Below are 25,265 nucleotides of genomic sequence, written 5' to 3'. Positions count from 1 at the left end.
TGGCTGTGACTCAGGAGAAGCGACCGAACGAGCGTCTTACGGGGCTGCTCTACGAGGCAGACATGAAGCACGCGCGGTTCGCCATGGAAGTGAACCGCGTCGGGTCGGAACTGGGCACACCGACCAAGTACGACCACTCCACCGTGTCCCACTGGTTGAGCGGCACCACTCCGCGCAAGGAAGCCCGCGCGGCGATCATTGAGGCCCTGTCACGCAAGCTCTTCCGGCCCGTGACCCACGAAGAGGCTGGCTTCCCCGCCCTCGGACCTGCCCTTACCTTCCCAGGTACGGTTGAAGGTCTGATCGACCTGGGGAGGCAAGACATGGACCCGTCCCGTAGAAGTGTCCTGGGCGCTGCTCTGTTCTCTGTTGCCTTGACCATCCCGGACTGGCCAGACGTAGTGGGCCGAGCGGAAGCCTTCGCGGCCGGCAAGACCATCCGTATCGGTATGGGCGAGGTCGACATGGTTCAGCAGATGACGGAGCGCGTCAGCGACCTGGACGACCAGTTCGGCGGTCGGCACGCCCGCCCCATGGCTGCCGCGTTCTTGGTGAACACCGTGGCCGGCTACCTGAACGCCGAGGCTCCCGAGCACGTTCGCATGGCGATGATGTCCGCCGCTGCGGATCTTTGCTACCTCACGGGATACATGGCAGTGGACGAAGGAGTTCACGGCCTGGCTCAGCGTTACTACCTCAAGGCCCTAGAACTGGCCGGAGCCGCTGAAGACCACCTGACTTACTGCACAACGCTCCGAGGCATGTCCGTCCAAGCCGTTGACCTTGGGCACGGGCGTCACGCCATGAGACTTGCAGACGCGGCGGCAGCCGCCTCGCCTCAGGCGGGCCCTCGGATGCGGGCCTTCCTGGCAGGACAGCAAGCACATTCCGCGGCGCAGCTCGGAAACGCTGCTGAGGCCCTGCGTTACATGAGCGAGGCCGAGAAGGCGATGGAGGTAGCCGAGTCGCAGTCCAAAGCCTTCGGGTCCTATGACCCTGCTGCACTGATGTACCACCTCTCACAGGTGCGGCATGAGCTGAAGGACAGTGCCGGAGCCGTTAAAGCCATGCAGGAGTCCACCCAACTTGCCTACCCGCACTACCGGCGCACCCGAGTGCGGCACAACAGCCTGGCCGCTGAACGTCAGCTCGACATCGGACACCTTGAAGCAGCCTGCGCGTCTTGGGACCGAGCCCTGGACGACTACCCGTTGGTCCAGTCGGGACGATGCGACGAGAAGATGAGGATCATGGTTGCCCGCCTCTCTCCTCATGCGAAAAACGCTCATGTGAAGGCACTGTTCGAGCGGGCCAGAGCTACAGGTGTCAACGTGGCAGCCTGATTTCATTCATTCACTCATGCACCCTCTTCGAGAAGGGTGCTAGCTCCGCGCTAGGGGGGGGTATAACCCCCCTACATAAATATCCTATGTGTCCATCGACGCAGAACTCGTCCAGGGGACAAGCGAATGTGACTCAAGTCACTCCATGGGAGCTTCCGTAGCGTTGCAGCAGGTTAGACGGCGTGCCCGAGAGGCTGACGAAGCCCCAAAATTGGCACAGAATGGCTCGTTGGGCGCCCCTAGAGGGCTTCTAGGTGTTCCTGGAGGGCCAAGGGGCCGCCAGGCCGGCACGGCTCGGCATGGAGGCTTGTCCCCTTGTGAAAGTTTAATACCCGTACACAACCGAAGAACGGCACACCCTGTGGGTCGCTCTTGCATGTATGTATGTATTACCCCCGGGTGTACACAGAAATCACGTGAATGAATGAATAGGCGCGGGTACCCCTATTCCATGGCCGCATGAATTAATTCGTGCACTCTCGGCCGAGTGACGGCCCGTCAGTTGGTTGGGGTCAGCGTGCAAGCGTCCAACCTGAGACATTGTCAGCACATGCCTGACACCACGTCACTTAGTAACGCGATGATCGCGAATGAGTGTCATATCAAGCACGTAATGATAACGCCAAGGTAACGAGCGGGGTCTCGCTCCAATGCTGTCAAGCCGAGACTGTGTGACGTGGCCCACATTAAAGGCACTTGTTACTAGGGAATCCGTGGCCTATGTCCATATATGCCCTCTTGCTTGCTACTGGGGAGTCTGTATATCAGGCGCGTTTTCCTTTTGCTCAGACTTGTTACTGGGGAGGGCGGGTAATGTTCTCCATGTCGGAACGAGCAACGCAGCAAGGCCCGCCGGAAGTACCGCCCGAAAGGGAGTCCAGGGAAACGGCAACGGGTAGCGGCTCGCCGGTGACAGGGAGAGCGGGACGGAAGCGAAAGCAACCGGCCCGGATGGCAGGAACCTTGAGAACTCAATAGTGGACTTTCGCCAGGGTGACCTAAAGGCGCTGCGATGATCCGTACCTAATACGGCGGCGAGCGGAAATGCCGGGGCCTTGATTGGAAAGGGGACGCGCACCTACAGCCGCGCGTCACAGCAACACATGACCCAACCGCCAGCATCGGGGGCATCCGGTGCATGAGCCAACATCACGTGTCCGTGTGGGCGCTGGAGCGGGTGACTGATACTCATCCGCCCAACTCCCGCACCTAAGCGTGTGAGGCAGGCACAGACGGCCGGACGGCCGTCCGTTGCTGAGTGGGCAGGGGTGTTCCCCTGCCTGCCCAGTGATAGGCCACCAGAGAGGCACACAGCACATGCGAAAGACATTGGCTGTACTCGTGCTCATTCTCGCCATGGGTGCGGGAGCCGTGATCGGGCACGCAATCAACACGGCTCACGATGCCACTGTGAGCACGTTCAATGACGGATTTTCCGACGGTAAGGCAGACGACTGCCAGCAGGGCTTTATGCCTGCATGCGACTGGCTCGGAGGTAGCGACAATGGCTGACACGCTTGTTACCGCTGCATGCGGGTGCGTCATTCGCGGTGGCATCCACACCTACGAGACCCGCTTGTATACCGTCGAGGTGCATAACGCACACGGTGAACACGTCCACCTGATGGACGTAAGTGCACTTTCTGATCGGGGCGCGGAGCGCTCGGCAATAGCAATCATGTCCAACCGGCTGGGAACCCGCGTGATCCGTTGGCAGTTCGAGTCAATCGGATATGCAAGCGTACGTAAGTGGTGCTGTAAGGCTTCCCATCCATGCCGTATGTGTGTCAGCCGTCCCGACGCATGATCTAAAACTTGTTACTAGGGAATGAGTCAGCCTGATGGTGTCCGGCCGGTCTGCCGACCGGGCGCCGTCAAGTCCATTCATTCGAATGGCAGGTGAGAGGGGAACGCACCATGAGTGTCGCCGTGGAAGATGAAATTACGCTATCTGAGGCAATCAGGAGCTACACCAGCCAGAACTACAGTTACGGGGATTGGCATTTCTTTGAGGAGGCGGGTAAGCACGGGTGGTCCTCGATCGGGATGATTGTCGACCTGTTGGGTTCCCCGGTCTCGTCCGAGACGCACTCTCGTAGCTATTACGGGCCGGTGTGGGAGTACGCCCGTTCCGTAGCTAACGCTGAACGCATTGTTGAGCTACTGGACGCGGTAGACGAAAAGGTCGGAGAGCCTGGCTATGCGTACGGTCCGGGCTCCAGCTTCATCTATGACGCGAATAACGTACTCATGGTGGAGGCGGTCGAATCCATTGAGGGTGCCCTATCTGATGGGTGTCTGAACGAGGACCGAGCGGACGAAATCGAGTACGAGGAGAACCACCCTTCCGAGACTGAGTGCTATTCCGACAATCCGGACTGCGGATGCCGTGCCAGTAATCATGAGCACGCCGAGGAGTTGGCAAGCGCTTTCGAGTTCGAGCCGGTGCAAATCATGGATGGTGAGTGGTTCTGCGATTTCTGCTCGGAGTGGATAGAGATAGCTCCTGCCGACTGGGAGCGTATGGCGGCAATTACTCGGCGGCTTGACCGCGAGGACAAGGAGGCAAAGGGGCAAATAGTCCTGTCCTTCTCCATGCGCTGAAACTTGTTACTAGGGCTGAACGCTCTTAGTCGGGACCGGCGCGGCCGGTCCCTGGCTATGTCCGCTCACTCCTAATCCGACGCTTGAAAGGATTTACAATGCGCAATCTCGTTCGCTCTATCCTCGGCCGTTTCGGTTACGTCAAGTCCACCGCGACTCCGGCAATCGACACCGTGACCAGCCTTGAAATCCTGCTGGCGGGGTGCACTCAGTTGGAATTCACGTGCTCTGAGGCGGAGGCAATGGCGGAACTCCTCCGCACGTTCCACGCTTCCACGGCTGCGGAAGAACTTATGGCCAACCACGCGGCTCACGACGATTGCGACGACGAACACCACACAGAATGCGACGCATGCCACGTGCCGACCACCGACGAACTCATTGACCTTATGGGGCTGAATTTCTGATGCGCCTTACTGACTTCCGCTGGTACGTGGCCGCTTGCGGTCGGCCGGTGGGCATCTCATGGCCGGATGCCAATCACGGGACGCTCTACTCACTGCCCGACCAAAAGGGCTGGATCTACCCGCGCTATGTCGAACTCATGGGAGAGCTTGCCCGCCGCTTGTGCTTTGAGCACAAGCGCGCACATCACCCCGATTCCCTCTACCTGGATTGAGGCGCAATGTACGTAGCACACATCGGCCCGCAATGGCACAAGCGCTTTGACGACTACGCAGAAGCGGTTGCCTATGCCGCTTCCTACGGACTCCCGTCCGTGTTCGTTGAGTTGAACCTGAGCAAGACGCGTTACCGGAAGCGGAGCAACTGATATGACCGAGACGGTGCTCTGTAAGGGCTGCAAGATGGATTTTATGACTTCCCCGGAGGAATACACGGGGGATGGCTACTGCGTGCCGTGCCACGTGCATTCCATCGGTGACATGAGCCGTGGGGAATGCGGGTGTTTCGATTGTGAGGCGGAAGCTGAAGAACTGCCCGAGTGGAGTCCGAGCGGGTACAACGGGCTTGCCTACTTCGGCAAAGAAGGGGCGGCAGGATATCGCGGTTACGTGGTCCGGGTGACTGATGAAAATCCGGTCGAGTGGTTCGCCTATGCATGGGACGTGACCACGGAAACGCATCGGTGGGCGGGGCAACACGACACGGAAGAAGGCGCGCGGGCAGTTCTAGAAGCAATCTGAGCGAGCGCATTTGGTTAGGCCCGGCCGGTGGTCGGGCCTTTTCCATGGGTGCTTGACCCAAGCCGATCAGAAACGGAGACAACGCGTGATTACTTCCATCCTCGCTCGATTCGGATATGCCAAGACGGACCCGCAGCAGAGTCGTTGTGTAGAAGCGGCGGCTGCCTTCGTTGAGTCATGGGCCTATCTCGGCCCGTCGCTTCCGGATGACTACGAATGCACGTTGAACTGCGAAGAAGCGGAAACGCTGGCAGCCCTGTTTGACGCGTTCGGGTACGTGACAACCGCTGAAGCGATCATCGACAGGCATTCCGAATATGACTGCGACTGCGAGGACTCCCACCACAGCCCGTGCGATTACTGCCGAACCGCTACCGAGGAGATCACGGTATGAGCCAGGCCACGTTGGAGCGGTACCGGTGCGATCTGTTCAAGAAGATTTATGAGGCTGGGCAGGTGCAAATATCCGGCCATCGCAACCGAGCGACGCATAGCCCGAATGACCGAGTTGCAAAAGTTTCGCAAGGGTTGGAACGGGGCGAGAGGGCAAGTATTGCTCGGAAGCTGAACGCGCACATGAGCCGTTGCCGTTTGTGTCGCTGACTTGCTTTGGTCGAGGGCCCGGGATCGGGCCCTTTTCCATGGCCAGTCAAGGCCAATGCCGTCCTCGGGCGGATCAAATGCCGGTTCAACCAAGGGAGAGCGATGTCCCAGGACACCCCGCGTATCTACGTGGCAAGCCTGTCTGACTACAACAACGGAGTACTACACGGCGCGTGGATAGATGCCGACCAGGAGCCCGACCAAATCTATGCGGAAGTGGCCGCGATGCTTGCAACCTCTCCGGTTACCGGAAAGTTCGGTGAGGTAGCGGAAGAGTACGCGATCCACGACTACGACGGATTCCCGGGAGAGCTGGAACTCGGCGAGTGGGAGTCGTTCGAGCGACTGCACGACATCGCAGAAGCCTTGTCCAAGTTTCCGGCGGTTGTTGTCGCGCATTACTTCACGGACAACCCAAAGATGGACGCGGCCGATGTCGTTGCGCTAATTGAAGACCAATTCGTTACGACGGTCACGGATGAAGTGGACGAACGAGAAGCAGTGGCGAACGTCGCCTACGACTACATCTCAGAATCCGATGACCTGCCTCAGCAATACCAGGCACATCAAATGGCCATCGCTCGCAGTATGGCGAACGACTGGATGTGCGGTGGCGATTACGGAGCCCTCTACGAGGGCGCCGGAGTCTGGCACGTCCTGAACTACAGCGCCTGATCTAGCGGCAGAAAGGCTCCGTATGCTCTGCGACTTCTGCTCAGCCGATGACCCGGTATGGGTTTACGTGATCCCGCTCGGCTTCCTCCCTCCGCTCCAAGGAGGCGGGGGCCAGATAGAGCAGTTGGACGACGGGCACTGGAACGCCTGCGCTGACTGTGCAGCTCTCGCCGACAGGGGAGAACTGGATGCACTTGCGCGGCGGGTAGTCCGCATTTTCCATGAGCGGGCGCTAAACCCAACGGTCATGACGAAGTCCGGTAGGGCTCTGCTACGGCAGATGCTTCACCACCAGTGGTCAGCGTTGTTCAACGCGCAGCCCACTAAGCAGCCACTCGGCTAGTCGCTTGGGTGGGGCCCGGCCGGCCTGGGGGTGACCCCTGGCGGTCGGTCGGGCCCTTTCCTTGGTCACTAGGTCAGGAGGGCACATGGAACCCGACCCGGAAGCGGTCAGGGCCTACATGGTCGCCAAGGATATGAGGCAGCCGGACGACCATTCAGCGGTTACGCCTCCGGAAGTCCGCTTCTTCCTCGTTTACAAGCACCGTGACGACGCACGGGAAGTACGAGAGACAGAAATACGGCGGGAACAAGAGGAGTGCTGGGAACGTGCCCAAGCGGCCCAAACGGCAGCGTGGGAGCACAAGGAGCACATGCGTAAGGCCCGGGAGTGGGGGCGGGCCAACAGTTTCACGGTAGGAACGCGCGGCCGGATAGCGGCTGTTGTGTGGAGCGGTTACCAGCAAGCGATGGGGATAACACTGTGAGTCTTACCATGCGTTTCATGCAGGATTCTGACGACATCCAGGACCGTGCTTCGGTCCTCGGGTGGATTGCCGATGACACCGAGCGGTTCGACGCCCTTAGGAACCTGTTCAGGGACTGCGGCGACATGGCGACTGCATACGCCGATCCAATGGCGGTTGCCCGTTTGCTAGTCGGCAAGGCTACGGACGCTTTCTACGCAGCCCGTCTGGTGGCCCGTGCGTTCCCGGTAGAGGCGGGGGTCTGATGGTGACTTGGCTGGTGACGTTCACCGAGGAAGACACCGAAACGACCTGGTCCTACGAGGTCGGGGGAGCTATCCCGCACCGGCCCCGTGTGGTTGCGCACATGGCATGGATGCAACACAACCGACTCGGCCGCCCCGAAGTGGATTTCATGTCCCCCCGAGTTGAGGAGATTGAGGTATCAGAATGACGGAACCCGAGGTAATTACGCGGGAGGGCATGGAGTGCATGGGTTGGAGCGAGCCGGTAACGCTGGTTTTCACCAGGCGCGTTCTGGAGCCTCATCTCTGGCATGTGACGTGCTCGGGATGCGCTTCCGCTTGGGCGACGCCCGAACACCCCAGCGAGTTCATGACGTTGAAGGAGGCGCGGGGATGAACACGCGATACACGGTCAGGGCTGCACGCATACGTACGGCGCGTGCCCGAGGAACGGTCACCTACCCGCCTCTCACGCTCTGGAGCGACCCCTTGCGGCCAATACGGGCTGGAGCCTACGGCAGGTAATCAGCGCGCTGACGAGTGGCTTTAGTGAGGCCCGGCCTGTCGGCCGGGCCTTTGCTATGGACGCTCGCAATGGAGGAGAACGCATGGCAAGAACGGTGGTCCAGGTGGAGACGGTCACCTGTGATGCGCATCAGGCAGGCGGAGCCAACGACGAACCGGCCACGGTCGTGATGACCATCGGTCCGGATCAGTACGACTTGTGCGAGAAGCACGCGGACAAGTTCCGTGACTACTTCCGCGACTTGTTCAAGGCCGCAAAGGAGAACGCAGCATGAGCACTTTCAACGCGATGAAATACGGGCCGATCGGCGACGCTGTGGCTAAGGCGGCGCCCGGTTCGGAAGCCGACCCGATCGGTATCTACGCGGCCACACTGGCGTTGTTCTCGGCCTCCCTGGGGGGTCGGGTCCTGATGGACTCCGGCCGGCCTGTGGTCGTCTGGACGGTCCTTGCGGGCAAGAGCGCTCTCGGTCGGAAGGGCTACGCGCTCAACACGGCGCGTCGCATACTCAATCCGAGTATCGGAGCGTTCATCGACACCCACACCTACTCGGGTATCTCGTCCGGTCCGTCCCTGGTCAACATGATGTGGCAACAGGAGATGGAGACGGCCGGGAGCGAGACCGGCACGGACGGTCGGACACTCATCGTTGAGGAGGAGTGGGCGGCACAGCTCCGACGCTCCAAGCGCGACGCCAATTTCAGTCAGCAGCTCCGGACCGCTTGGGACGGCAAGCCGATCAGCAACACCACCAAGAAAGAGACGCAGTACGTCACGTCTCCGCTGTTGGGCTTTCACGCGCACATCACGCCGGGGGAGTGGTCGAAGTACGTTGCGGGTTCGACGGCTGACGCACTCGGCGGTAGCTACAACCGCATACTCCCCGTGGTGGTCGAGCGATCCAAGCTCTTGCCGTATGACCACGTGGCCACGGTGAAGGAAACCAAGGCACTCACCGCGGCCTACAGGTGGAGCCAGCAGGAAACGCGGTACCTGTCGTTCGCCCCCGAGGCCGGGCGGCGGTACGACGAGTTGCGGTCCGAGATAGAAGACCGGATGGCGGACATGCCCGAGCGGCTGTCCTGCTTCCTGGAGCGGTCAGCCGAACAGGTGGTCAGGGTCGCCGCCGTCCTTACGGCGGCCGAGCGTAAGACGGTCATCACCAAGAAGGCCCTTGAGGCAGCTTGGGCGTTTGTCGCGTACTCCATGGTCAGCGTCGAGAAGTTGGTCAACGAGGCCGAGACAAGTACCGCGCGGGTGGCCAAGTCCCTGCCTGACCTCATCAGGGAGAAGCTGGGTTTCCTCGGAGGTGAGGCGTCATCGACCATGCTTCTCCGGTCGCTTGGAACCAGGGTCAACGCGGCTGCCCTCAAGGCGTCGGTAGAGGAGATGCCCGACGTAGAGACGTACAAGGCACAGTCCGGCGGTCGGGGCGCCCCTTCCATCATGTACCGCCTGAACAAGCCCGAGGTCGAGCCCAAGACGGAGGCCCCGGCGCCCGAGGTCCACGAGCACCAGGCGCAAGAGGCCAAGCCCAAGCGAGCCAGGCCCCGAAAGGCTGCCCCCGCTCGTCTGTCGGTCGTCACCTCGGAGACCAGGCCGGCGCCGGCCCCCAAGCGAGCCCGGCCGGCAAAGAAGGCGGCGGCCGTGCCTGCCGCTAACCCGCTCGCTCACCTACTGGAGCTGTAGGTGAAGCACACCCTGAGAGAGCACGTCTCGGGCCGCTTTCAGTGCACGTTGTGCCGGGCCGCTTTCCTGACGAAGGAGTCGGTCCGGCGCTCCGCCGAGCCATGCCCGGAGTACGAGCGCTGCCACGGCCACCGCTACGAGCGAGAGCACGTTCTCTATCCGTTCAGCTACACCCGGGGAGACGGGCACGGGCCCGACCGGCTTTGCGACGAAGCCAACTGTGGTGTCTGTGTCGGTCATGACTGCGACTGCGATGTTTGCGGAGAACGCCTCATCGCTAAAGACCTCTGCTCAGTGATCGAAAACCTTGACCGCAAGGCCCATTCCCTCTCACCTAACTGGACGGAGATAGACGCCATGGCCAATCTGCTGGAGCTTGTGAACGGGTTCGCAGTCGGGGCCTCGGTCGACGCAATCGGCGTGGACACCCGAGGCCACTCGGTGAAGCGGACAGGTGTCCTGTTGGCCGAGCCCAAGAGCGTGAAGGCACAGAGGAACGGGACTCCGACATCCGCGGTTCGGGTGTCGGTCGGTATGCCTGGCGAGGAAGCCACGGCGCGGAGTACGTGGGTCACCATCTTTGCTGACTCCGGCTTGGTCGAGCTGGTCGAGGTCCGCGACGAGTGGAGGAATGAGCCGCTTGGGAACGTTCCGGGTGTTCGATCCGGAAACCACGACATCCGCATCATGTTCGGCGGCAAGGGTGGGAAGCGGTCGGCTGAGCCGTCCATCAGTACGCTGGCTGGGGTCACGTACGCGGGGGATGGTAAGTACGAAGTATGGGTGGCCGAATCCAGGGACCTGCTGCACACGTGCGCGCTGGCCGGCCGAGTTTGGTGGAAGCCCGCTCCGGTCGAGGAAGAGCCCGGCCAGGCAGGCGAGACGGGATCAGTCCAAGTGCTGACCACAGAGCCGAGCGGGCTGGAGTGGAAGAACACCGAGCTGCGGGACACGGTCAGCAGTGCCGTGATCGTGTATGGGGGCAAGGGCGGGAAGAACAGTCCCGGCCCGAGCCAGGCCCGGAAGGTCTCGCTCGGATACACGAGGGACGGAGAGTACGCGCTGTGCGACCTGGAGACGCGTGAACTGGTAGCCACACACCGACTTCAGTCTCGGATCTGGTGGGCGGCCATGCCTGCCAACCACTACGAGAACCAGGCCAAGCCGGAGCGCCAGGCCGCGCCGGAGCTGCCTGACGTACGCGAGTGGGCGCGGTCCAACGGGTACCAGGTCTCAGACCGAGGAAGGGTGCCTGCCAAGGTGCAGGTTGCATTCGAGATGGCGCACCCCGGAGACGGTGACAAGCACTCCACCACACCTACTGCTGACATCCTGGCTCCGGAGCCTGTGAAGATGGTCGGTCGAGTGCCGGAGAACACGTTGTATATGGCGGAGAACGCCAACACGGCAGCAGCGCGGGCCTGGTGGCAGCGTCGCGTCGAGAGCTACAGCCATGGGGTGAAGGCGTGAGTCCGGCCAGCATGCCTCTGACGCGTCAGCCGAGGTTCGTTCAGGGGCGGTACTCAGTCCTGGTCGCACGCTGGAACTCGGGGACGTGGGACGAGACCTCGGTTTCGGTGTCGGCGGTCGCGAGAAGAGGGCGGAAGCATTCCTCTCCGACAACAAGGCAGCTGTAAGCACATCGCCACATCAGGTACTCCTCTAGTCTCTTGAGTCAGGGCGAGGGTGGGGGGCGAAGTGTCCGAGTTCAGGCGCGACGCACGGCGTGCTGCATCCGAGACGCCCCAGGGCCGGGCCATGGCGAGGCAGATCGCAGCACGACGCCTAGCACAAGCCCGTGAGGTTAGAGAGCAGCGGGTGAGGCTTGCACTTGGAGCAGCCAAGGCGACAGCGGGCGTTCTGTCGTTTGTCGTGACAGTGATCACGCTGATTGCTTGGGTCACGGGGAAGACGTCCCTCCCCGAGCTGTGGACTTCGAGCGAATCAGAGTCAAAACCTTCAAGCAATTCCGTGCCACCACCGGTCGCTAGACCCTCGCAAACCTCTGACCCTTTGCGGCTTACCCTTATTATGATGCCGAAGGGCCGCGTCGACGGAGATACCTACCGTTCCGAAGTGAGGTGGCAGTATCAGGTCTACCTTCGTGGCTCCAGGGTTGAAAATGCGGCTGATTGCACAATTCGATACACGCTGGTAGGTCCCGATGGCTCGGACTTGAATGCTGCATCTCCTCCCAACAATTGTGCTACGGTCGAGCAAGGTTGGAGCGGGGTCGGAATACATGAAGGTCAGTACACACTCAAGATTTATGTGACAACGAAGTCAGGGCTACGCACCGAAGTAGGCAAAGTATTCACAATGGTGGAATGAAAACGAAGGTGTGCTGCAACGCAAAAGAAGGCCCCCGGTTCTCTCCGCACAGGAGAGGCCGGGGGCCTTTCTTTGCATCCATGAATTGTCATGGACATTATTTCATTCACTCACTGGGATGTCGCTCATGCCTCAGGAGTTGTCGAACGGTACGGGAGTGGCCAGGGCCTCATCCTGCTTCGCCTGCTCGTTCCGCTGAGCCACCTCACCTACACCGAGGGTTGCAGCCGCCAGAGCTAGGAACGCTTCCGCCGGGAAGTCAGGGAACTGAATCACTAGAAGGGGTACCGCCGCCGCGAGGACAGCAAACACGCGCACGCCGTGCGCCTTGAGGAACTTCATGACTGGGTTCATACGAACTCCTTGAGAGTCGAGATTAGACATTGGGGACCTGGAGCTTGTCCCAGGTCGCCTTGCCGGGAGGCCACTCGGCCGACTTGCCGGTAAAGCCGCACTTCCGCTGCCAAGCTTCGTAGGAAGCCTTGTCGCCGTCGCCGATCACGTCTGGGTTGGCATTGGACTTGTAGCGATTGCAGCCGACCGCGATAAGGCGCTTACGCATCGCAAGCACAATCGGGGACTTCCGCCCGGTCGTAAACCAATTTGCGCCCGGGAACGGCTCGTACGTCGGCGGGGTTGCAGGGTGCACCAGAGCGGTTGCCCAGGACTTGAGCGCCGCACGGCTGGAGAATGCGGCCACGTCCTCATCCAGGGGCTTGTCGTCGTACTGGTGAAAAAGCCAAGGGGCCTTGATGTCGGGGTGGCCGGCGTGCCCGTTGTACTGCGCGATCCATAGGCCGTCCTGAACAAAGTTGGTCTTGTCGCGAGACTTCCAGTCGGACGTGTTGGTGTAGAGGATCACCTTGTGGGTAGGGCGAAGCTTCTTCACGGCCTTGAGGAACTGGTCCTTCTCCGCGTTGCTTGCGTGCGTGCCGCTGGAATTCGTCTCCCAGTCCACCGCCAGGATGTCACCGGCAACGCTTGCGGCCTTGGACGTGAAGTACTCGGCCTGAGCCTGGATGTTGCCTGGCCATAGGAAGTGGTAGAAGCCCACCTGTAGCCCAGCAGCTCGGGCGCGCTGAGCGTGAGCGGTCATTCGAGAGTCGGTAAGTGTGTGGCCCTCGGTTGCCTTGATGAAGACGAAGTCAAGACCGGTCGTGGACCAGGTGGCGGCCTGGTAGTTGCTTACGTCGATGCCCTTGATGGTCATATGTTGCTCCTTAGTCGGTTCGGATCGAGTGCGGTAAGCAGTTCAATCAGCCGCATGTTCTCGACTTCAATCCGGGTGAGACGTTCCTTGATCTCCCGCATGTCCTCTTGGAGGCGGTCGGCGCGTGCCTTTTGGGCTGCTGCCTCTTCCTTCCAGACCTGTGCGGTGTTGATGGACCATGCGGCCCTCAACATGACAAAGGCGGCCACTACCGAGGCCGCCGTACCTGCATATTCGAAAACGGTTATTGGACTCACGTGGGTACCTCGCCAATCCAGCGCAGCTCAATGAATGAGCCTTGTGTGAAACCGGCGTCGCTTCCACTGGCCCAGTTGTAGGCCGAACCATCCATACGGCACGCGACACGGACGGTGTCCGCCGTGCGCAAAACAACTTCGGTGGACATGGCGCCCTGGTGGACGGTGGTGCTCAAGTTGGTAAGGGGGAAGGTGAGGAAGGCGCCGACCCCGACCGCCGTATCTGTTGCAGCCGCGTTGACGGCCGCCTGGAGATAGCACACGCGGGCAGCGGCCTGGGCGGTCACGGCCGTGACCGCGCCGCCGATGGAGAGCTTGTACCGACCGTCTACGGGGGCCTTCACGCCATCTAGGAACGTGCCGGAAGGGCCGCCCACTATGGCCATGCTCGGGTTCGATGCGTAGGAGTGAGCGGAGGCGCCGACGGGCGTGTAGTAGCAGAGCGCGGGTGTCCCAGCAGGCAGGTTGGTACGGGAGAACCCCTCGACACGAATGGCAGCGGGGGACTTGGCCAGGAAGGCGTGTACGTCCCGGACTCGACGGTTCATCGTTGCTGCGGTCACCAGCTCGCGGTGAGCCCAGGTCTCAGGCGTTGGCGTAATAGTCACTCGTCATCCCTCCAATCCATGTCATTGAGATGAACCCCTTTGTCGTTGCATCACCGGTGTATTGGCTGTTGTCGCTCGCAACTCCTACGGACACCCCATCGTCCTTCCAGAGACGGGCAATTGAGGTGTGCGAAACGGCGTATTGATTTGATGTCGTCAGCGGGGTTTTGACCGGGCTCATCGCAGCAAATGGACCGTAGGTGTTGTTCCAGTTGGCATCGGTGGTGATGTTCTTGCCGATGCGTGAGTTGTTGTTTGCTGAGACCGTCTTGGTGTAGAACATGCCGGAAAAAGTGATGGCGTATATACCGTCAGTTGGGGCTTTGATAGCACGGACAAACCCGTTGGCGTCGGCTGTGGCCATCTGCCCGCCCGAGGTGTCCCATTCGCGAGTGGGGTTCTGGCCGGCCTTCGGCATGGCGAAGTAGAACGAGGACCAGCCACTAGCCGTTGTCTGGTAGGAAGTCGCGCTGCCGTTCTGCTTCACCGAAAGGCGGCAGCTTGGGGGGTTGACCAGGAACCGATGGATGTCTCGAACGTTTTTGTTCATGTCGTCCGCCGTGATTGCGTTGCGGTCTGACCAATATTCACTCGTGGTTGGGGTGCTGCTGCTGAATGTCATGGCTTCTCACCTACTCGGGACAGACAAAGGAAGGAGGTCATCTCCGTAAACGAATCATGGCCGGTTACCCATGTGGTTCCAATGCCAGTAGTAGCGAGGGATACATAGTCGCCCTTGAGGAGGGGGACGGTGGCGGAGCCATTTCCGGATCGCTCCTCACCCCATGAGCGGTTAAGGGCTGTGCGGCAAAGCGCGTTGGCTGCGACATTGGTTGCGGTCGCTTGGTTGACGGCGATAGCAGCGGCCCCATAGGTCAGGGACGTGGCAGATACAGCAGCCCGGATGACTGCTGAAAAGGTGATCTCATAGAGGCCGTCTTCTGGTGCGGTCATCCGGTTGGAGTTCGCTCCGAACGCCCCCGAGCTGGTGTCGAAGGAACTGAACCGCCCTTCGCCGGTTCCTACAGGGTCGAGGGGCACGAGGAGCCAGGCCCCGCTTGCGTTGGCCGTAAGGTTTGCCGCGAACGTTCGGCGGCAGGCCGGCTGAGCGATCAGCCGGTTCAGGTTGTCCACCAACTCAGTGTTCAGGTCGTCGGTCGATACGTAGGCATCCGTCCAGGTTTTGATTTGCATGGTTATCCCAATCGCGTCGTGGTCCCCAGGACGGAACCCTTGATGTCGCCGAGAATCCAGGTCGGCAGACCATCGCTCTTTCCTGGGATCTGTATGAGGGCCACGACAGCGGTATCAACTCGGGTGTCGAGTACGAGGTTTCCGGGCGAGTTGCCCGCGCCTGGAGTGTCAGCAGCCATGAGGCTGAGTGACTTGGTGCCGAACTTGCCGAAGACAGAGTCGAGTTCTTCCACGCCGTCAGGCCAAGCGTTGCCGGTAAGGGTGTCTGCCACCGTGAGGGCCACGTACAGGTTGGTGTAGTCCTGGGACGCTGGCAGGGGGGCCGCGGTGGTGTTGTTCGTTCCGGTGATGGAGACGACAGGGTTCAACGATGCGTTGGACACGTCTCCGTTGCGGTAGACCAGGTTCATGCAGGACGTGTTGGCTGATCCTGTGACATCCCAAACGACTAAACCGGCCTTGGAGGGTTCCCAGGGCCACACGGCGACATGCAGGCGGACACCTGACGCAAGCGGATAGATTGTAGGGATGACTCCGGAAGGGTTCAAAAGCCGAGGCGACTGTGAGTCGCCGGCCTGCTGAGCACAGACCGACACGACAAAATCGTTCGTCCGAACGGACGGAATCGGGCATGTGACGATGTCCACCCCGACGAATGTCGATGTAAGGGAGTCCACGTAGTGGGGAAACTCTACGGGCGTTGGGGCCTCCGACATCCATTCCTCGTTGTCGAAGTACAGCGGGGGAGCCGCGGGCGCCCATTGCTTCGTGGTGAAGTTGTAGACCTTCGGGGCTTTGGGCACCCATCGAGTCCCGTCCCAGATGTTCACAGAATTAGCCATACTGAATCCACACATCTCCTGCCTGTGGAGTAGCAGGCGGGTTCGGACCGGAAAAGACGCGGGCGCCGCCCACGTTCGAAGCGGTCACAGGCCCGGTCGCGGTGAGGCTTCCCTTGGTGACTACCGACCCGTCGCCCATCACCTGAAAGATGGCGTTGGTGGACGTGGGAGAAGCCGACCCGTTGCTGACATTGATGATGGGCTGGCCTGCCGGGTAGCCAGGGGCGCCGATTGCGAGGCCGGCCCGCTGGCCCTTGGTGTTGATGTAGAGAGCGCCCGTGTTCTTGAGGACGGTGTATGCAGTGCCGTCGGGGCCCGCGAGCTTGAGCACGTTGCCGGTGGCGTCGACGGGGTCCGGGACCATGGCGGTCAGCCAGTCCAGGGCCGCGGGTGAAGTCACTGTGCCGCCCCGGGTGGGGACGTAGTTGACCAGTTGTTCAGCCACGTATGCCCGGTCCCCGTGGGGGTCTCCAGCCGCCTTGTGGGCGTCCAGGCGCTCTCCGATGGTGACGCTGAGAAGGCCGACCCTTCCGTTACCGAAGTCAGCCCATAGGCGCTCGATGCCATCAGGTCCGTAGAAGGACGGGATGAACCCTCGGTTGTCGGCGACGAGCTGGACGAGGGGGGCGCCGTCCTGGTCGGTCAGGTCGAGGACTTGGGTCGCGCCGCCCGACGGACCGTTCCACACGGTTCCCACGGCACCGGGGATACGTCGTCCGTCAACGTCCTCGGCCACGTCAGAGGCGGTGCCGCCAAACAAGTTTCGTGCCATAGGGCACCCTCCTAATCATTCGGCGAAGGCGTTGGCCTCGTACACTCCGGAAATGGTCATGGTCGCCAGACCAGGCAGGATGTTGAATCCGTCAAGGCCCTCTGCTGTCGTTCCCGGGTTGGGGTACCAAAGGAACGCGTTGGAGTTCGGGTTGCCCTTGGGCAGTACCACGGTCAGGGAAATGAAGTTGGGCAGCTTTGCGTGGGGCGGGTTGTTGTTCACGTATCCCGTGAGTATTTGGGCTTCCTTGCCATTTGCGGGAACGGGGAGGCTGACCCCGAACTGGAAATTGGAACCGGAACGGACGATGTCCGAGGTGACAGTGTTCTGGAGGGTGGCGGTGAACCAGACCGTGTTGGGGGCGATCCAGCGCCACCGGCCCGAACGGGTGGCCGGCTGCGTCGCCGACTGGGCCAGGCTGGGAGTGTAAGTACGGGACTTTCCGAGGTGCCGGGTAATCACGTAGCCGTCGCGGCTCTTGAAGGCTTCGTTCTGGGAGTCGCCGCCGTCAGAGTCCATGTCGTAGCCGAACGAGCCAACTTCCGCGTAGTCCATGGTTTCCCGCAGGTCCCACGGGGAGCCGAAGACGGTAGGCATGTCGTACTGAAAGCGGCCGTTGGCGCTCACCGCGCCGTTGTTGGCCGGCACGGTCATCTCGTAGAGGACCATCTCCCACTGGCCACCAGGGTTGCGCTGAGGCCGTGGAGCAACCGGGCTGGCAGAGGGCTGCCCCTTCACCACCACGATGTTGACCGAACCAAGTGTCAGGTCCGCCCGGATGACGATCGTGTCTTTGCGGGCCTGGGCCGTCAGGTTGGGGTCGATGGCCAGGGTGATGGAGCTGGTGAGCGTGTAGTAGAAGCCACCAACCCAGGCGGAGCCCGCTACGATTGCGAAATTTCGCCCACCCAGAGAGGTGAGGCTGAAAGGCAAAGTTCCGGCCACGTAGGTGGAAGCAGTAGCTCGGAAGTCGATCCGGTCTCCGCCCCACATGTGGCTCATGCTCTGCCATTGGGTCTGCTGGACCTGCGACTGACCACCGGACGCATTCGACGCATTGAACGGATAAGAGACTTCGGCCATGGGTCACACCCTCGTTTCAAGTTTGCGGACTCGGTCTCGCATATCCGAAACGACCGAGTAGAGATTCAGCGGGTTACCCGTGCCCTGGTCTCCGATGACCGGAGCGACTGACAGCGTCTTCCCACCGTCGTCCACGCTGACGGTTACCTGGCGGAGTACGTCTGAGTACGGGACGCCATCTATGTAGGCGGTGACCAAGTCACCGACGAAGTAGTCGCGACCGAAGGCCATTTGGGGCGTGTCAATGGGATAGATCTGGAGGTTCCCCTTGGGGGCGCCATCGCTGAGAGCACTGGACGCGGCGTCCTTCACGGCCTGGACGGCTGCGTTGAAATCTGCGTCTGTCATGGTCGAAACGGCCTTGGCCGGTTGGCCGGTCGCGCTGGTGACGATGCCGAGGTCTCGCCGGTCCACGAAGGCTTCGACCTGGATGCCCCACTCTTGCTCGATCGCCGTGTTGACCTGCTGGTAGATGTACCGTGCGTTGCCCTCGCCCTGGCAGGCCACGATGACTCGGGTAACCGAGGGGGCCGTAACGGAGTAGACGAATTCGCGAAGGTTGCCGAGGTCCGGAGAGAACCGGACCTTCTGTGTCAGGTCACGCGGCTGGAAGACCCGCAGGACGATCGCCTTGGCGTTCGGGTCGTAGACGAACCGGTAGCCGGTCCCCGGGTTCTTGGCGATCCACTCCTCGAACTTGGAGCCCAGGACGTCATACCGGAGGCTGTCACTGAGAGGGGCCCCTTCCGGGAGCGAGCCGTCGAGAACCAGGCCGGGAACCTTGCGGTCAGCGAGGGCACCGGGCCCCATGGCCCTGTTGACCTCGTTCCACAGAGCTGCACTCGAACCACTGGACACCGTCCTGGTGCTGACGGCACTGGACCACTGGGCAGCAACCGATTTCGTAGGGTCGGGGAAGGCAAGGCGGCTGTAGGCAAGCTTGTTGTCACAGTGGCCGGAGATGTAAACCGAGCCGTCGTTCGTGTGCTGCTCTACCGTCCAATATTTCTGAAAGGTCTCGATGGCACCCGTCAGGATCGGGGTGGACACCCCATCTTGATAGATCGCAATGCCGCCGCCCTTCTGAAACAACTTGGCCTGCGGTGTGTTGTTCTTGATGAGAAGCTGCCATGAACCTTGGGCACAGAAGACTACGGAGAAGTCAAGCTTGATCCAGGTGTCTACCTCCCCGACGCGGTTTAGGTCCCGGTCGCGAACCTCAATGCGGTATCCCATGGCGCCTCAGTAACTGTCGTAGCGGGGAGTCAAAGTCATTCGGACGGCCGCGGTCCCGCCTCCCGAGACCAGGTCAACTTCGATGGTTGAACGGCCGGCAGGCACGGTCCAGAGCTGTGGGTCAGGGCTGAGCAGGCCGTAATAATTCGTTCCCTGCTCGTCCATGAGGGTCTTGAATCCAGGCCGGGTGTCGATCGTGAGAGTCCGGCCGGCGGGTACAGCAGGGCCGCCACCGACCTGTGCTGGGATGCCGAACGATTTACCAGCCGTGTTGCTCAGCGCGAATGAATTAACCGGTCCCTTGATGTCCCACACGGGCCATGCCTCGATATCTCCAGGATTGACCACAGGAAGGATGTTCGTTTGCGGGAGGCCAACACTCATTTGGAACGGAAGGAACTTCGCGGGTCCGAAGAACGGGACGCCAGTGCCGAAGGTCCACTCGGCCACCTGGAGTGTCTTCGCGTAGTACCACGGATCGAACGCGGTCATTTGAATGCCGTACCTCACCCACTTGAAACCGGCGGTGTCCTCCGACTCGTTCCCCTCCATGCCCGACTTGTAATAACAGGTCAGGAATCGGGCCTGCCCATCAGACTCCTGAAACTTGAGCAGGCAGTACCCGTTCCTCGGATTGAGCGACGCAATCAGCTTGCGCTTTAGGTCGAGCACAGTCTTACGGTCAACCCCGTAGATGAACACGGGGATCATGATTTCCCGCTGTGTTGTTCTAGCCCCCCGGAACATTCCGCCGTCGAGATTGGGGGAGTCCTCGGAGTGCAGTTCCCACGGGGGAGTGTCAAGACCGGTTGCTCCGGGTTGCATGACGATGGCTGGCCAATCCTTGGACACGAGGCCGGTCAGGGGGATTTCCTCCCCCTGACCGTTTGAACCCGTGATGGACACGTAGGTGTTCTGCCAATGGACCCGCTGAGGCGGGGTCGGAGACGGATCGGGAACATTCGGATCTCCGAGCCTCTTGACTGCGGGAATTGGCATGGGAACTCCTTAGATGCCGTACAGGTTCTCCATATACTTCAGCGCGCGAATGGTTGCCTGAGTGGTGTCCTCGGACTTCGCCTCGTGAATGTGGATCTCATAGTTCTTCGACGGTCTATTGAGCATCTGCATGGTGTCCTTGTTGTCGTACACCTGTGCTCCACCGGTTCCGAAGTTGACCAATTCGGGGCCGCGTTCTCCTACCAGGGCCATGCCTGGAGAGGCCGAGCGGGTTCCCATCCAGTAGCCCTTAGTTCCGGATAGGGCTGCTGGCCATCCAGCGCCGTAGCGGTGCGTGGCGTAGTTGAGTCCGGCATAGATGCTGGCCAGACCGTTCAGGATGCCCAGGGGCTTGTAGGGCCCTGCGTAGGCGTCGAAGGTGGGCTGGATCGTCTGCATAAGACCCATCGACGGGTGGCCGGCCTTGGCGTTGGAATCCCAGTTGTTGACTGCCGACGCGTTACCGCCCGACTCAACCGTAATTCGCTTGAGAACGAGATCGGCGTATCCCGCGTCGAGGTGCAGTTCGTTCAGGACCCTTTTGACATCCGGGAGCCAGCGCATGATGGCTGGTCCGCCAGGTACCTGGGTGCTGAAAATCGAGTCCAGGTCCGGCTTCTTGCCCTTAACACTGTCGCCATTGCCGAAGTCGAACAGTCCCTTCGTGTTGGGAAGGGCGGCCTTGGCCGAGGACCACTCATCGTTGATGACGTTTCCGGCGTATTTTCCAGGCGCATCCAGGATGCTCTTGGTGGCCTTTACCATGCCGACAATCTGATCGACGTTGGCCGTTCCGAGATCGTAGAGTACTGAAATAGCAGCCTTCGCCGATCCAAGAGGGTCCGTGAAAACGTCCTTGCCTGCACCCAAAATGGACTCGATGGAGTCCCATATGCCCCCAACGAGATTGCTGCCGGAGGAGGTCAGGGTCTTCACGGAGAATGTGTCAGCAAGGAACCGTTCACCACGTTCGATGATGTTTCCGGACCCGTGCCAAACGTCGTCAGAGAAGTACTCGGCCAGGGTCGGAGCCAATGTGCCTCCGACAATGCCGACTGCTTGCGAAAGACCGTCCGGAAGGGGAATCTTCTTGAGGAGCTTCCACATGTCGTCAGTGATGAAGTCGTAGATTCCGCTGAACCGACCTGCGATGTTATTTCCGAGGCCCACAGCCGTTCGGCTGCCAGTACCAAGGATGCCGTCCTGCGTCCGTCCGCCAATCCCGTCGGATGAGGCGTCCATAGCCATGGTGCTGACAGTCGGAGGAACCAGGGGCCAGATGTCCTCCAGCTTCAAAAGTGTCTGGATCTTGTCCAGGCCCGAATGCTGGGCAATGCCACCACCGGAGAAACGCTGAATCTTTCCGGACATCGCCGCGTGGTTCCAGGCATTGATGCGGTCTGGCCCTAGCGCCTTTGTCACTTCGGGGCGAAGAACGGCCTCGCCTGGCGACAGGATCGCGGGAATTGTGTCGATACCCGGCGAGTAGCCGGGCAGGATGCCACCCGTGGAGAGCTTCTTCTTCTTTCCCTTGTCGTTACTGCCGCCGCCACTGTTGGGTAGATTGACGTTGTCGCCGATCTTGGTGAGGTCATCACCCAGGGCCTTGGCTGCGTCTCCTGCCCTGGCAAGTGCCTTGGTGAGGTTGTCGACCTGGGTGTTGATGCTGCCGAGTGAAAGCCGGTTCAGGTTATAGATCCGGCCGGCCAACGTTCCGGATAGCTTGGTGGCGCCGACGGCCTTGTAGGCGTCGTTAACATCCCCGGTTAGGACCTGAAACTCCTGGCGAATGTTCCCCAGGCTGATTCCGTTCAGAGCGTGGATGCGGCCCGCCAGGTGGTTACCCTCGCCGAGTCCGACCTTGCCCGAGGTGGCGTCCACGGTGGAGCCGAGATCCCTGACTTGTGCCTGGACGTTGTCGAGCGTCTTCTTGTCCAGGTCTCCGACGGACAACGCGGTGTTGTTGATCTTGTTCTGTAGGTCATCAACGACGCCGTGCGTGGTGGACAGAGTCAACTTGAGCTTGGTCAGTTCGGCTGCGTCGAGCTTGCCCAGGTCGGCTACCGCATCCCTGACCGCGAGGCAGAGGGCGTCCACCTTCGTGCGGGTGGAGTCGATCTCCTGCTGAACGGCACTGAGAGACGACCGGTTGAGGGGTTCTATGCCCTGGGTCTGGACCTGCTGTACCTGGCTCTGTGCTGTTTGAGCGGCAGCGGCCACGCTGTTGTGCCCAGAGCCCGTCATCTGTGCGATGACATCGGCAAGGCTGGTTCGGTTGACTTCCTTGAGGCGGTCTCGCAGTTCCTTCAAGTTGTCGTCAGCGGCTTGGACTTGGTGGGCGAGTCGGTCAACCTCGGCGTTTGCCGCTATCGGGCTGGAGCCTGTCTGGTTTACGGTCCGGCGGTCGCGGTAGCCACTGCGGAACCCGTCACCAGCTCGGCGGCTGGCGAGGCCGGCCCTTACCTGGGAGGCCGTTCGGGACGCACCTCGGGCAGCCCGGACAGGTGCCGTGACGGTCCTGGAAGCCGACCTGCTGAGTTTGAGCAGACCGCCACTGATCTTCGCCAGGGCACCGAGCCCGATCATGATCGGAGCAAGTAGGGCAGCCCACTTGGCAATACTCAGAAAGATTTTTGCTATCTCGGGGTGTGCCTTGAGTTCCTTGGAGATCTTGTCGAGCGCTCCAACGAAGATGGAGATGCCGCTGATGAACTCCTTTAGAAGCTTCTGGATGGTTGGCAGTGAATTCTTACCGATGTCTCCGAGCTGTCCGAGTAGTCCACCCTCGTACTGACCAGTCTTCTTGTTTCGCGTTCCCATGATGGCAGTTCCGAAGCCGGAATACTGGAGCTGACCACCAGGACCCTTGTTGTCGTAGAAGAGCTTTCCTAGCGAGTACTGGGACTGCTCCTTGAACTGAGCGAGCCGGCCACTGATCGTGGAAGCGCCAATACGTGCCGCGGCGCCCTTGAGGGCGGGGTTCTTGTCCCACCGGTGGAGAAGTGAGTCCGTCAGTTCGTCACCGGAGATGCCGCCGTTCTTGGCGGATGCCGCAATGAAGGTGAGCAACTGGGAGGAAGCCTGGTTGACCTTCGGGGGGTCCTTGCGGCCGTTCTTCTTTAGCTCCTCGATCTCCTTCTTCGTGTACGGCGTGTCCTCGAAGCCAAGGAGGTTGGCGAGTTCCTGAGTTGGAAGGTTGGTGGACTGAGTGAGCTGCCGGACGTTACGCGTGTTTACGCGGCCCTGCTCCATCAGGAGTTCAATGGCGCGGTAGCCGTTGTTCACGATGGTTGGGTCAGTGATTCCACCGAAGGCGGCGAGGTCACCGATCATCTGTGTGATCTGCTGGGACTTGGTCGAGACGCGAGAGGAGGCGGCGGCCTTCACCTTGGGATTCTTGGAATTGATCCCCGGATCGTGCGAGGCAACGGAGCGCGTGACACGAGTGCCGGCCGTGATGACATCCTGTACGGAGTACGGGGTCTGAATACCGTACTGAGTCATCTCCTTGAGAAGCTTGGTTGTGTCCTTGATCGTCAGACCGATGGACTCCAGGGACTTCTGAGCCTGGATCATGGAGTCTGCCGACTTGATGCCGAAACTCGTGAAGAGGCCCGCTGCAATCGTCATGGGCAGCGTGATCTTGGACGTGATCAGGGCGCCCGTCTCAGTCATGCGGGTGCCAACTTCGGTCAGGCTCTTGTCCGCGTTGGCGCCGAGCCGTCGGAAGGCTGTCGTCTGCACCGCAGTGATTCCGGCCGCTGTGGCGTTCGCCTCGGCGAGCTGGGCCCGCAGGCTGGCACGTACGGCCACCTGCTGCTCAATCTGGTCCTGCAGAAACCGCTTCTGGGCGGTGAGCCGTGCGGCGGCGGTCTCCCTAATTGCCGCCTGCTGCTGGGCTGCGGCCTCCCGCGCGGCCTGAGCCTGCGCGGTGGCGGTCTCCCGCGCGGCAGCCTGCATGGCTCGCTCAGCCGTCACGGTGGCCTTGGACCTGGCGGCGGCAGCCGCCGACTCCTGGGCCACAGTGGTTTGCAGTGCCTTCATGGTGACGCTGGAGGTCTCCGAAGCGAGGGCCTGCTTCTCTTCCTCCAGCTTGCGGGCTTCCTGAAAGCGCTTTGCAGCCTCGGCACCGAACTGCTTCGTCAGATTGGCTTCAATTTTGGCGATGGTCTCGGCGGAATCCTGGGATGCCGCCTCCAAGTTCTCCTTGGTCTTCCTGGCAATCGTGGCAACTGCGCCAGGGAGAGTGGACAGGCCCTTTTCCACCGAGGCAGAGAAAGCCTTGCCAGCTTCGCTGCCGGTCTTCTCCATCTGCTTGGTGATGTCGGTCCGGAACTTCGCCAACGACTCCTTGGAGAGCTGGGTGTTGATCTCGATGTAGCCAGAGCCAACCTTGATAGGTGCGCGGCCAGTAGTAGCCATCCCTGGCCTCCCTAAATTTGGCTCATTTGAACGAAGAAGTCCGACACCTCCGATCCCGACGCAAAATCAAGGGCCGGCTCGGTCGTCGCTGTTTCGTCCTCTCCGGGACGTGGAATAGGCGCGGGCAGGGGAACGCGCTCCGAGGCAGCCGCGTCGGACATGTTCGCTTTGAGGAACAGGTAGTTGGACAGCTCAAGGGCATCGGAGACCCGAGCAAGTAGGTGCTCAGTGGTACCCCACTGAGTGGTTTCGTCCATCACTGCCAGGAGGACTGACCTGCCGGGCTTATGCATGAGGGACTTGATGTAGACATGGATACTGCGGAGAGACAGCCGTCCGCGCCATAGGTCTAGGAGATCCACCCCGAAGAATTCCTTGAGGTCTGCCTCAAGCTCATCCGGGTATTCCCTGATGGCGTAGACGGTCTCCATCAGTTTCCCGAGCCGGCCTGTGCTTCGTTGACCTTGGCGGTCAGCTCCTGAAAATTGCCGATGGTCGGGTTGGTGGCCCAGTACGCGGCCCAGGTCTCCGCGCCCACTACCAGTTCCACGGCCTCAAGTTCGTCGTCGGCCTTCAGTAGGGCAAGCGGCAGGTTCAGAGGGTCCGGGACGGTGAAGGTGATACCCGCGTGCTCGAACGTTGTTGGCTGTTCCAGAGCCTCCGCCTCGACGGCAGGAGTGACAGGCTTCCGGGCAGCGGTCTTCTTGGCAGCGGCAGTAGGCATGGAGGTCTCCA

General features: G+C 60.9%; 25 protein-coding genes. 11 read left to right on the top strand and 14 right to left on the bottom strand.

Annotated features, from left to right (window positions below; translation table 11 throughout):
• The first annotated feature begins 62 nt into the window (after nt 1-62).
• The 11 genes from O3X23_RS06630 to O3X23_RS06585 all read left to right on the top strand — a co-directional run bounded on the left by O3X23_RS06630 (nt 63) and on the right by O3X23_RS06585 (nt 11,046).
• Nucleotides 63-1,343 carry a tetratricopeptide repeat protein gene (locus O3X23_RS06630; protein WP_269270372.1) on the top strand — a complete coding sequence of 427 codons (1,281 nt, stop codon included), beginning with the start codon at nt 63-65 and terminating at the stop codon, nt 1,341-1,343.
• 1,917 nt (nt 1,344-3,260) lie between these two features.
• A complete protein-coding gene (locus O3X23_RS06625; protein ID WP_269270197.1) occupies nt 3,261-3,947 on the top strand; it encodes a hypothetical protein in 687 nt (228 codons plus the stop codon).
• 98 nt (nt 3,948-4,045) lie between these two features.
• On the top strand, nt 4,046-4,354 hold the full coding sequence (locus tag O3X23_RS06620) for a hypothetical protein (protein WP_269270195.1): 309 nt from the start codon (nt 4,046-4,048) through the stop codon (nt 4,352-4,354).
• A gap of 366 nt (nt 4,355-4,720) precedes the next feature.
• Nucleotides 4,721-5,092, top strand: coding sequence for a hypothetical protein (locus tag O3X23_RS06615; protein ID WP_269270194.1), 372 nt, complete (start codon nt 4,721-4,723; stop codon nt 5,090-5,092).
• 85 nt (nt 5,093-5,177) lie between these two features.
• Nucleotides 5,178-5,486, top strand: a complete 309-nt coding sequence (locus O3X23_RS06610; RefSeq protein WP_269270192.1) for a hypothetical protein — start codon at nt 5,178-5,180, stop codon at nt 5,484-5,486.
• A gap of 311 nt (nt 5,487-5,797) precedes the next feature.
• Nucleotides 5,798-6,370, top strand: a complete 573-nt coding sequence (locus O3X23_RS06605; RefSeq protein WP_269270191.1) for an antirestriction protein ArdA — start codon at nt 5,798-5,800, stop codon at nt 6,368-6,370.
• 428 nt (nt 6,371-6,798) lie between these two features.
• The gene (locus tag O3X23_RS44100; RefSeq protein ID WP_443047781.1) at nt 6,799-7,137 is read left to right on the top strand and encodes an Lsr2 family DNA-binding protein; all 339 of its coding nucleotides are present in this window, start codon (nt 6,799-6,801) and stop codon (nt 7,135-7,137) included.
• A gap of 17 nt (nt 7,138-7,154) precedes the next feature.
• Nucleotides 7,155-7,382 carry a hypothetical protein gene (locus tag O3X23_RS06600; protein ID WP_269270189.1) on the top strand — a complete coding sequence of 76 codons (228 nt, stop codon included), beginning with the start codon at nt 7,155-7,157 and terminating at the stop codon, nt 7,380-7,382.
• A gap of 587 nt (nt 7,383-7,969) precedes the next feature.
• Nucleotides 7,970-8,161: a hypothetical protein gene (locus tag O3X23_RS06595; protein WP_269270188.1), complete on the top strand. Its 192-nt coding sequence runs from the start codon at nt 7,970-7,972 to the stop codon at nt 8,159-8,161.
• A complete protein-coding gene (locus O3X23_RS06590; RefSeq protein ID WP_269270186.1) occupies nt 8,158-9,576 on the top strand; it encodes a hypothetical protein in 1,419 nt (472 codons plus the stop codon). The genes O3X23_RS06595 and O3X23_RS06590 overlap by 4 nt, the downstream gene beginning before the upstream one ends.
• Complete coding sequence (locus tag O3X23_RS06585) at nt 9,577-11,046, top strand: Lsr2 family DNA-binding protein (RefSeq protein ID WP_269270184.1); 1,470 nt, start codon at nt 9,577-9,579, stop codon at nt 11,044-11,046.
• A 993-nt stretch (nt 11,047-12,039) separates the two neighbouring features.
• Here O3X23_RS06585 and O3X23_RS06580 read toward each other — a convergent pair.
• From O3X23_RS06580 to O3X23_RS06515, 14 genes are read right to left on the bottom strand one after another with little or no spacing between them, the layout of a single operon-like run.
• Nucleotides 12,040-12,261: a hypothetical protein gene (locus tag O3X23_RS06580; protein ID WP_269270183.1), complete on the bottom strand. Its 222-nt coding sequence runs from the start codon at nt 12,259-12,261 to the stop codon at nt 12,040-12,042.
• A gap of 22 nt (nt 12,262-12,283) precedes the next feature.
• Complete coding sequence (locus O3X23_RS06575; protein WP_269270182.1) at nt 12,284-13,117, bottom strand: GH25 family lysozyme; 834 nt, start codon at nt 13,115-13,117, stop codon at nt 12,284-12,286.
• Nucleotides 13,114-13,374 carry a hypothetical protein gene (locus tag O3X23_RS06570; protein WP_269270181.1) on the bottom strand — a complete coding sequence of 87 codons (261 nt, stop codon included), beginning with the start codon at nt 13,372-13,374 and terminating at the stop codon, nt 13,114-13,116. Before O3X23_RS06570 ends, O3X23_RS06575 begins: the two co-directional genes overlap by 4 nt.
• The gene (locus tag O3X23_RS06565) at nt 13,371-13,937 is read right to left on the bottom strand and encodes a hypothetical protein (RefSeq protein ID WP_269270179.1); all 567 of its coding nucleotides are present in this window, start codon (nt 13,935-13,937) and stop codon (nt 13,371-13,373) included. The genes O3X23_RS06570 and O3X23_RS06565 overlap by 4 nt, the downstream gene beginning before the upstream one ends.
• A gap of 22 nt (nt 13,938-13,959) precedes the next feature.
• The gene (locus tag O3X23_RS06560) at nt 13,960-14,604 is read right to left on the bottom strand and encodes a hypothetical protein (RefSeq protein ID WP_269270178.1); all 645 of its coding nucleotides are present in this window, start codon (nt 14,602-14,604) and stop codon (nt 13,960-13,962) included.
• Nucleotides 14,601-15,176: a hypothetical protein gene (locus O3X23_RS06555; protein ID WP_269270177.1), complete on the bottom strand. Its 576-nt coding sequence runs from the start codon at nt 15,174-15,176 to the stop codon at nt 14,601-14,603. The genes O3X23_RS06560 and O3X23_RS06555 overlap by 4 nt, the downstream gene beginning before the upstream one ends.
• Before the next feature lie 2 nt (nt 15,177-15,178).
• Nucleotides 15,179-16,006, bottom strand: coding sequence for a hypothetical protein (locus tag O3X23_RS06550; RefSeq protein WP_269270175.1), 828 nt, complete (start codon nt 16,004-16,006; stop codon nt 15,179-15,181).
• A 4-nt stretch (nt 16,007-16,010) separates the two neighbouring features.
• Nucleotides 16,011-16,790 carry a hypothetical protein gene (locus O3X23_RS06545; protein WP_269270173.1) on the bottom strand — a complete coding sequence of 260 codons (780 nt, stop codon included), beginning with the start codon at nt 16,788-16,790 and terminating at the stop codon, nt 16,011-16,013.
• Between the two features lie 15 nt (nt 16,791-16,805).
• Nucleotides 16,806-17,873, bottom strand: coding sequence for a hypothetical protein (locus O3X23_RS06540; RefSeq protein ID WP_269270172.1), 1,068 nt, complete (start codon nt 17,871-17,873; stop codon nt 16,806-16,808).
• Between the two features lie 3 nt (nt 17,874-17,876).
• Nucleotides 17,877-19,109 (bottom strand): siphovirus ReqiPepy6 Gp37-like family protein, encoded by a 1,233-nt coding sequence (locus O3X23_RS06535; RefSeq protein WP_269270171.1) that lies wholly within the window; start codon nt 19,107-19,109, stop codon nt 17,877-17,879.
• A gap of 6 nt (nt 19,110-19,115) precedes the next feature.
• Entirely contained in the window at nt 19,116-20,108 is a 993-nt protein-coding gene (locus tag O3X23_RS06530; protein ID WP_269270170.1) for a phage tail domain-containing protein, read from the bottom strand.
• Nucleotides 20,109-20,117: 9 nt separating this feature from the next.
• Nucleotides 20,118-24,530 carry a transglycosylase SLT domain-containing protein gene (locus O3X23_RS06525; protein WP_269270169.1) on the bottom strand — a complete coding sequence of 1,471 codons (4,413 nt, stop codon included), beginning with the start codon at nt 24,528-24,530 and terminating at the stop codon, nt 20,118-20,120.
• An 11-nt stretch (nt 24,531-24,541) separates the two neighbouring features.
• Nucleotides 24,542-24,961 (bottom strand): hypothetical protein, encoded by a 420-nt coding sequence (locus O3X23_RS06520; RefSeq protein ID WP_269270168.1) that lies wholly within the window; start codon nt 24,959-24,961, stop codon nt 24,542-24,544.
• Nucleotides 24,961-25,254: a hypothetical protein gene (locus O3X23_RS06515; protein WP_269270167.1), complete on the bottom strand. Its 294-nt coding sequence runs from the start codon at nt 25,252-25,254 to the stop codon at nt 24,961-24,963. Before O3X23_RS06515 ends, O3X23_RS06520 begins: the two co-directional genes overlap by 1 nt.
• Between the last annotated feature and the right edge of the window lie 11 nt (nt 25,255-25,265).

The sequence above is a fragment of the Streptomyces sp. H39-S7 genome (assembly GCF_027158205.1).
In the GTDB taxonomy this organism is placed as follows: domain Bacteria; phylum Actinomycetota; class Actinomycetes; order Streptomycetales; family Streptomycetaceae; genus Actinacidiphila.
This window is presented reverse-complemented; position numbering and strand designations above follow the sequence as displayed.

Coding starts and splice junctions, on each gene's coding strand:
- O3X23_RS06530 (WP_269270170.1), bottom strand. CDS start 20,108: ATGCCAATTCCCGCAGTCAAGAGGCTCGGAGATCCGAATGTTCCCGAT.
- O3X23_RS06590 (WP_269270186.1), top strand. CDS start 8,158: ATGAGCACTTTCAACGCGATGAAATACGGGCCGATCGGCGACGCTGTG.
- O3X23_RS06535 (WP_269270171.1), bottom strand. CDS start 19,109: ATGGGATACCGCATTGAGGTTCGCGACCGGGACCTAAACCGCGTCGGG.
- O3X23_RS06525 (WP_269270169.1), bottom strand. CDS start 24,530: ATGGCTACTACTGGCCGCGCACCTATCAAGGTTGGCTCTGGCTACATC.
- O3X23_RS06630 (WP_269270372.1), top strand. CDS start 63: ATGAAGCACGCGCGGTTCGCCATGGAAGTGAACCGCGTCGGGTCGGAA.
- O3X23_RS06620 (WP_269270195.1), top strand. CDS start 4,046: ATGCGCAATCTCGTTCGCTCTATCCTCGGCCGTTTCGGTTACGTCAAG.
- O3X23_RS06540 (WP_269270172.1), bottom strand. CDS start 17,873: ATGGCCGAAGTCTCTTATCCGTTCAATGCGTCGAATGCGTCCGGTGGT.
- O3X23_RS06560 (WP_269270178.1), bottom strand. CDS start 14,604: ATGACATTCAGCAGCAGCACCCCAACCACGAGTGAATATTGGTCAGAC.
- O3X23_RS06520 (WP_269270168.1), bottom strand. CDS start 24,961: ATGGAGACCGTCTACGCCATCAGGGAATACCCGGATGAGCTTGAGGCA.
- O3X23_RS06615 (WP_269270194.1), top strand. CDS start 4,721: ATGACCGAGACGGTGCTCTGTAAGGGCTGCAAGATGGATTTTATGACT.
- O3X23_RS06545 (WP_269270173.1), bottom strand. CDS start 16,790: ATGGCACGAAACTTGTTTGGCGGCACCGCCTCTGACGTGGCCGAGGAC.
- O3X23_RS06555 (WP_269270177.1), bottom strand. CDS start 15,176: ATGCAAATCAAAACCTGGACGGATGCCTACGTATCGACCGACGACCTG.
- O3X23_RS06625 (WP_269270197.1), top strand. CDS start 3,261: ATGAGTGTCGCCGTGGAAGATGAAATTACGCTATCTGAGGCAATCAGG.
- O3X23_RS06595 (WP_269270188.1), top strand. CDS start 7,970: ATGGCAAGAACGGTGGTCCAGGTGGAGACGGTCACCTGTGATGCGCAT.
- O3X23_RS06600 (WP_269270189.1), top strand. CDS start 7,155: ATGCAGGATTCTGACGACATCCAGGACCGTGCTTCGGTCCTCGGGTGG.
- O3X23_RS44100 (WP_443047781.1), top strand. CDS start 6,799: ATGGAACCCGACCCGGAAGCGGTCAGGGCCTACATGGTCGCCAAGGAT.
- O3X23_RS06515 (WP_269270167.1), bottom strand. CDS start 25,254: ATGCCTACTGCCGCTGCCAAGAAGACCGCTGCCCGGAAGCCTGTCACT.
- O3X23_RS06580 (WP_269270183.1), bottom strand. CDS start 12,261: ATGAACCCAGTCATGAAGTTCCTCAAGGCGCACGGCGTGCGCGTGTTT.
- O3X23_RS06605 (WP_269270191.1), top strand. CDS start 5,798: ATGTCCCAGGACACCCCGCGTATCTACGTGGCAAGCCTGTCTGACTAC.
- O3X23_RS06575 (WP_269270182.1), bottom strand. CDS start 13,117: ATGACCATCAAGGGCATCGACGTAAGCAACTACCAGGCCGCCACCTGG.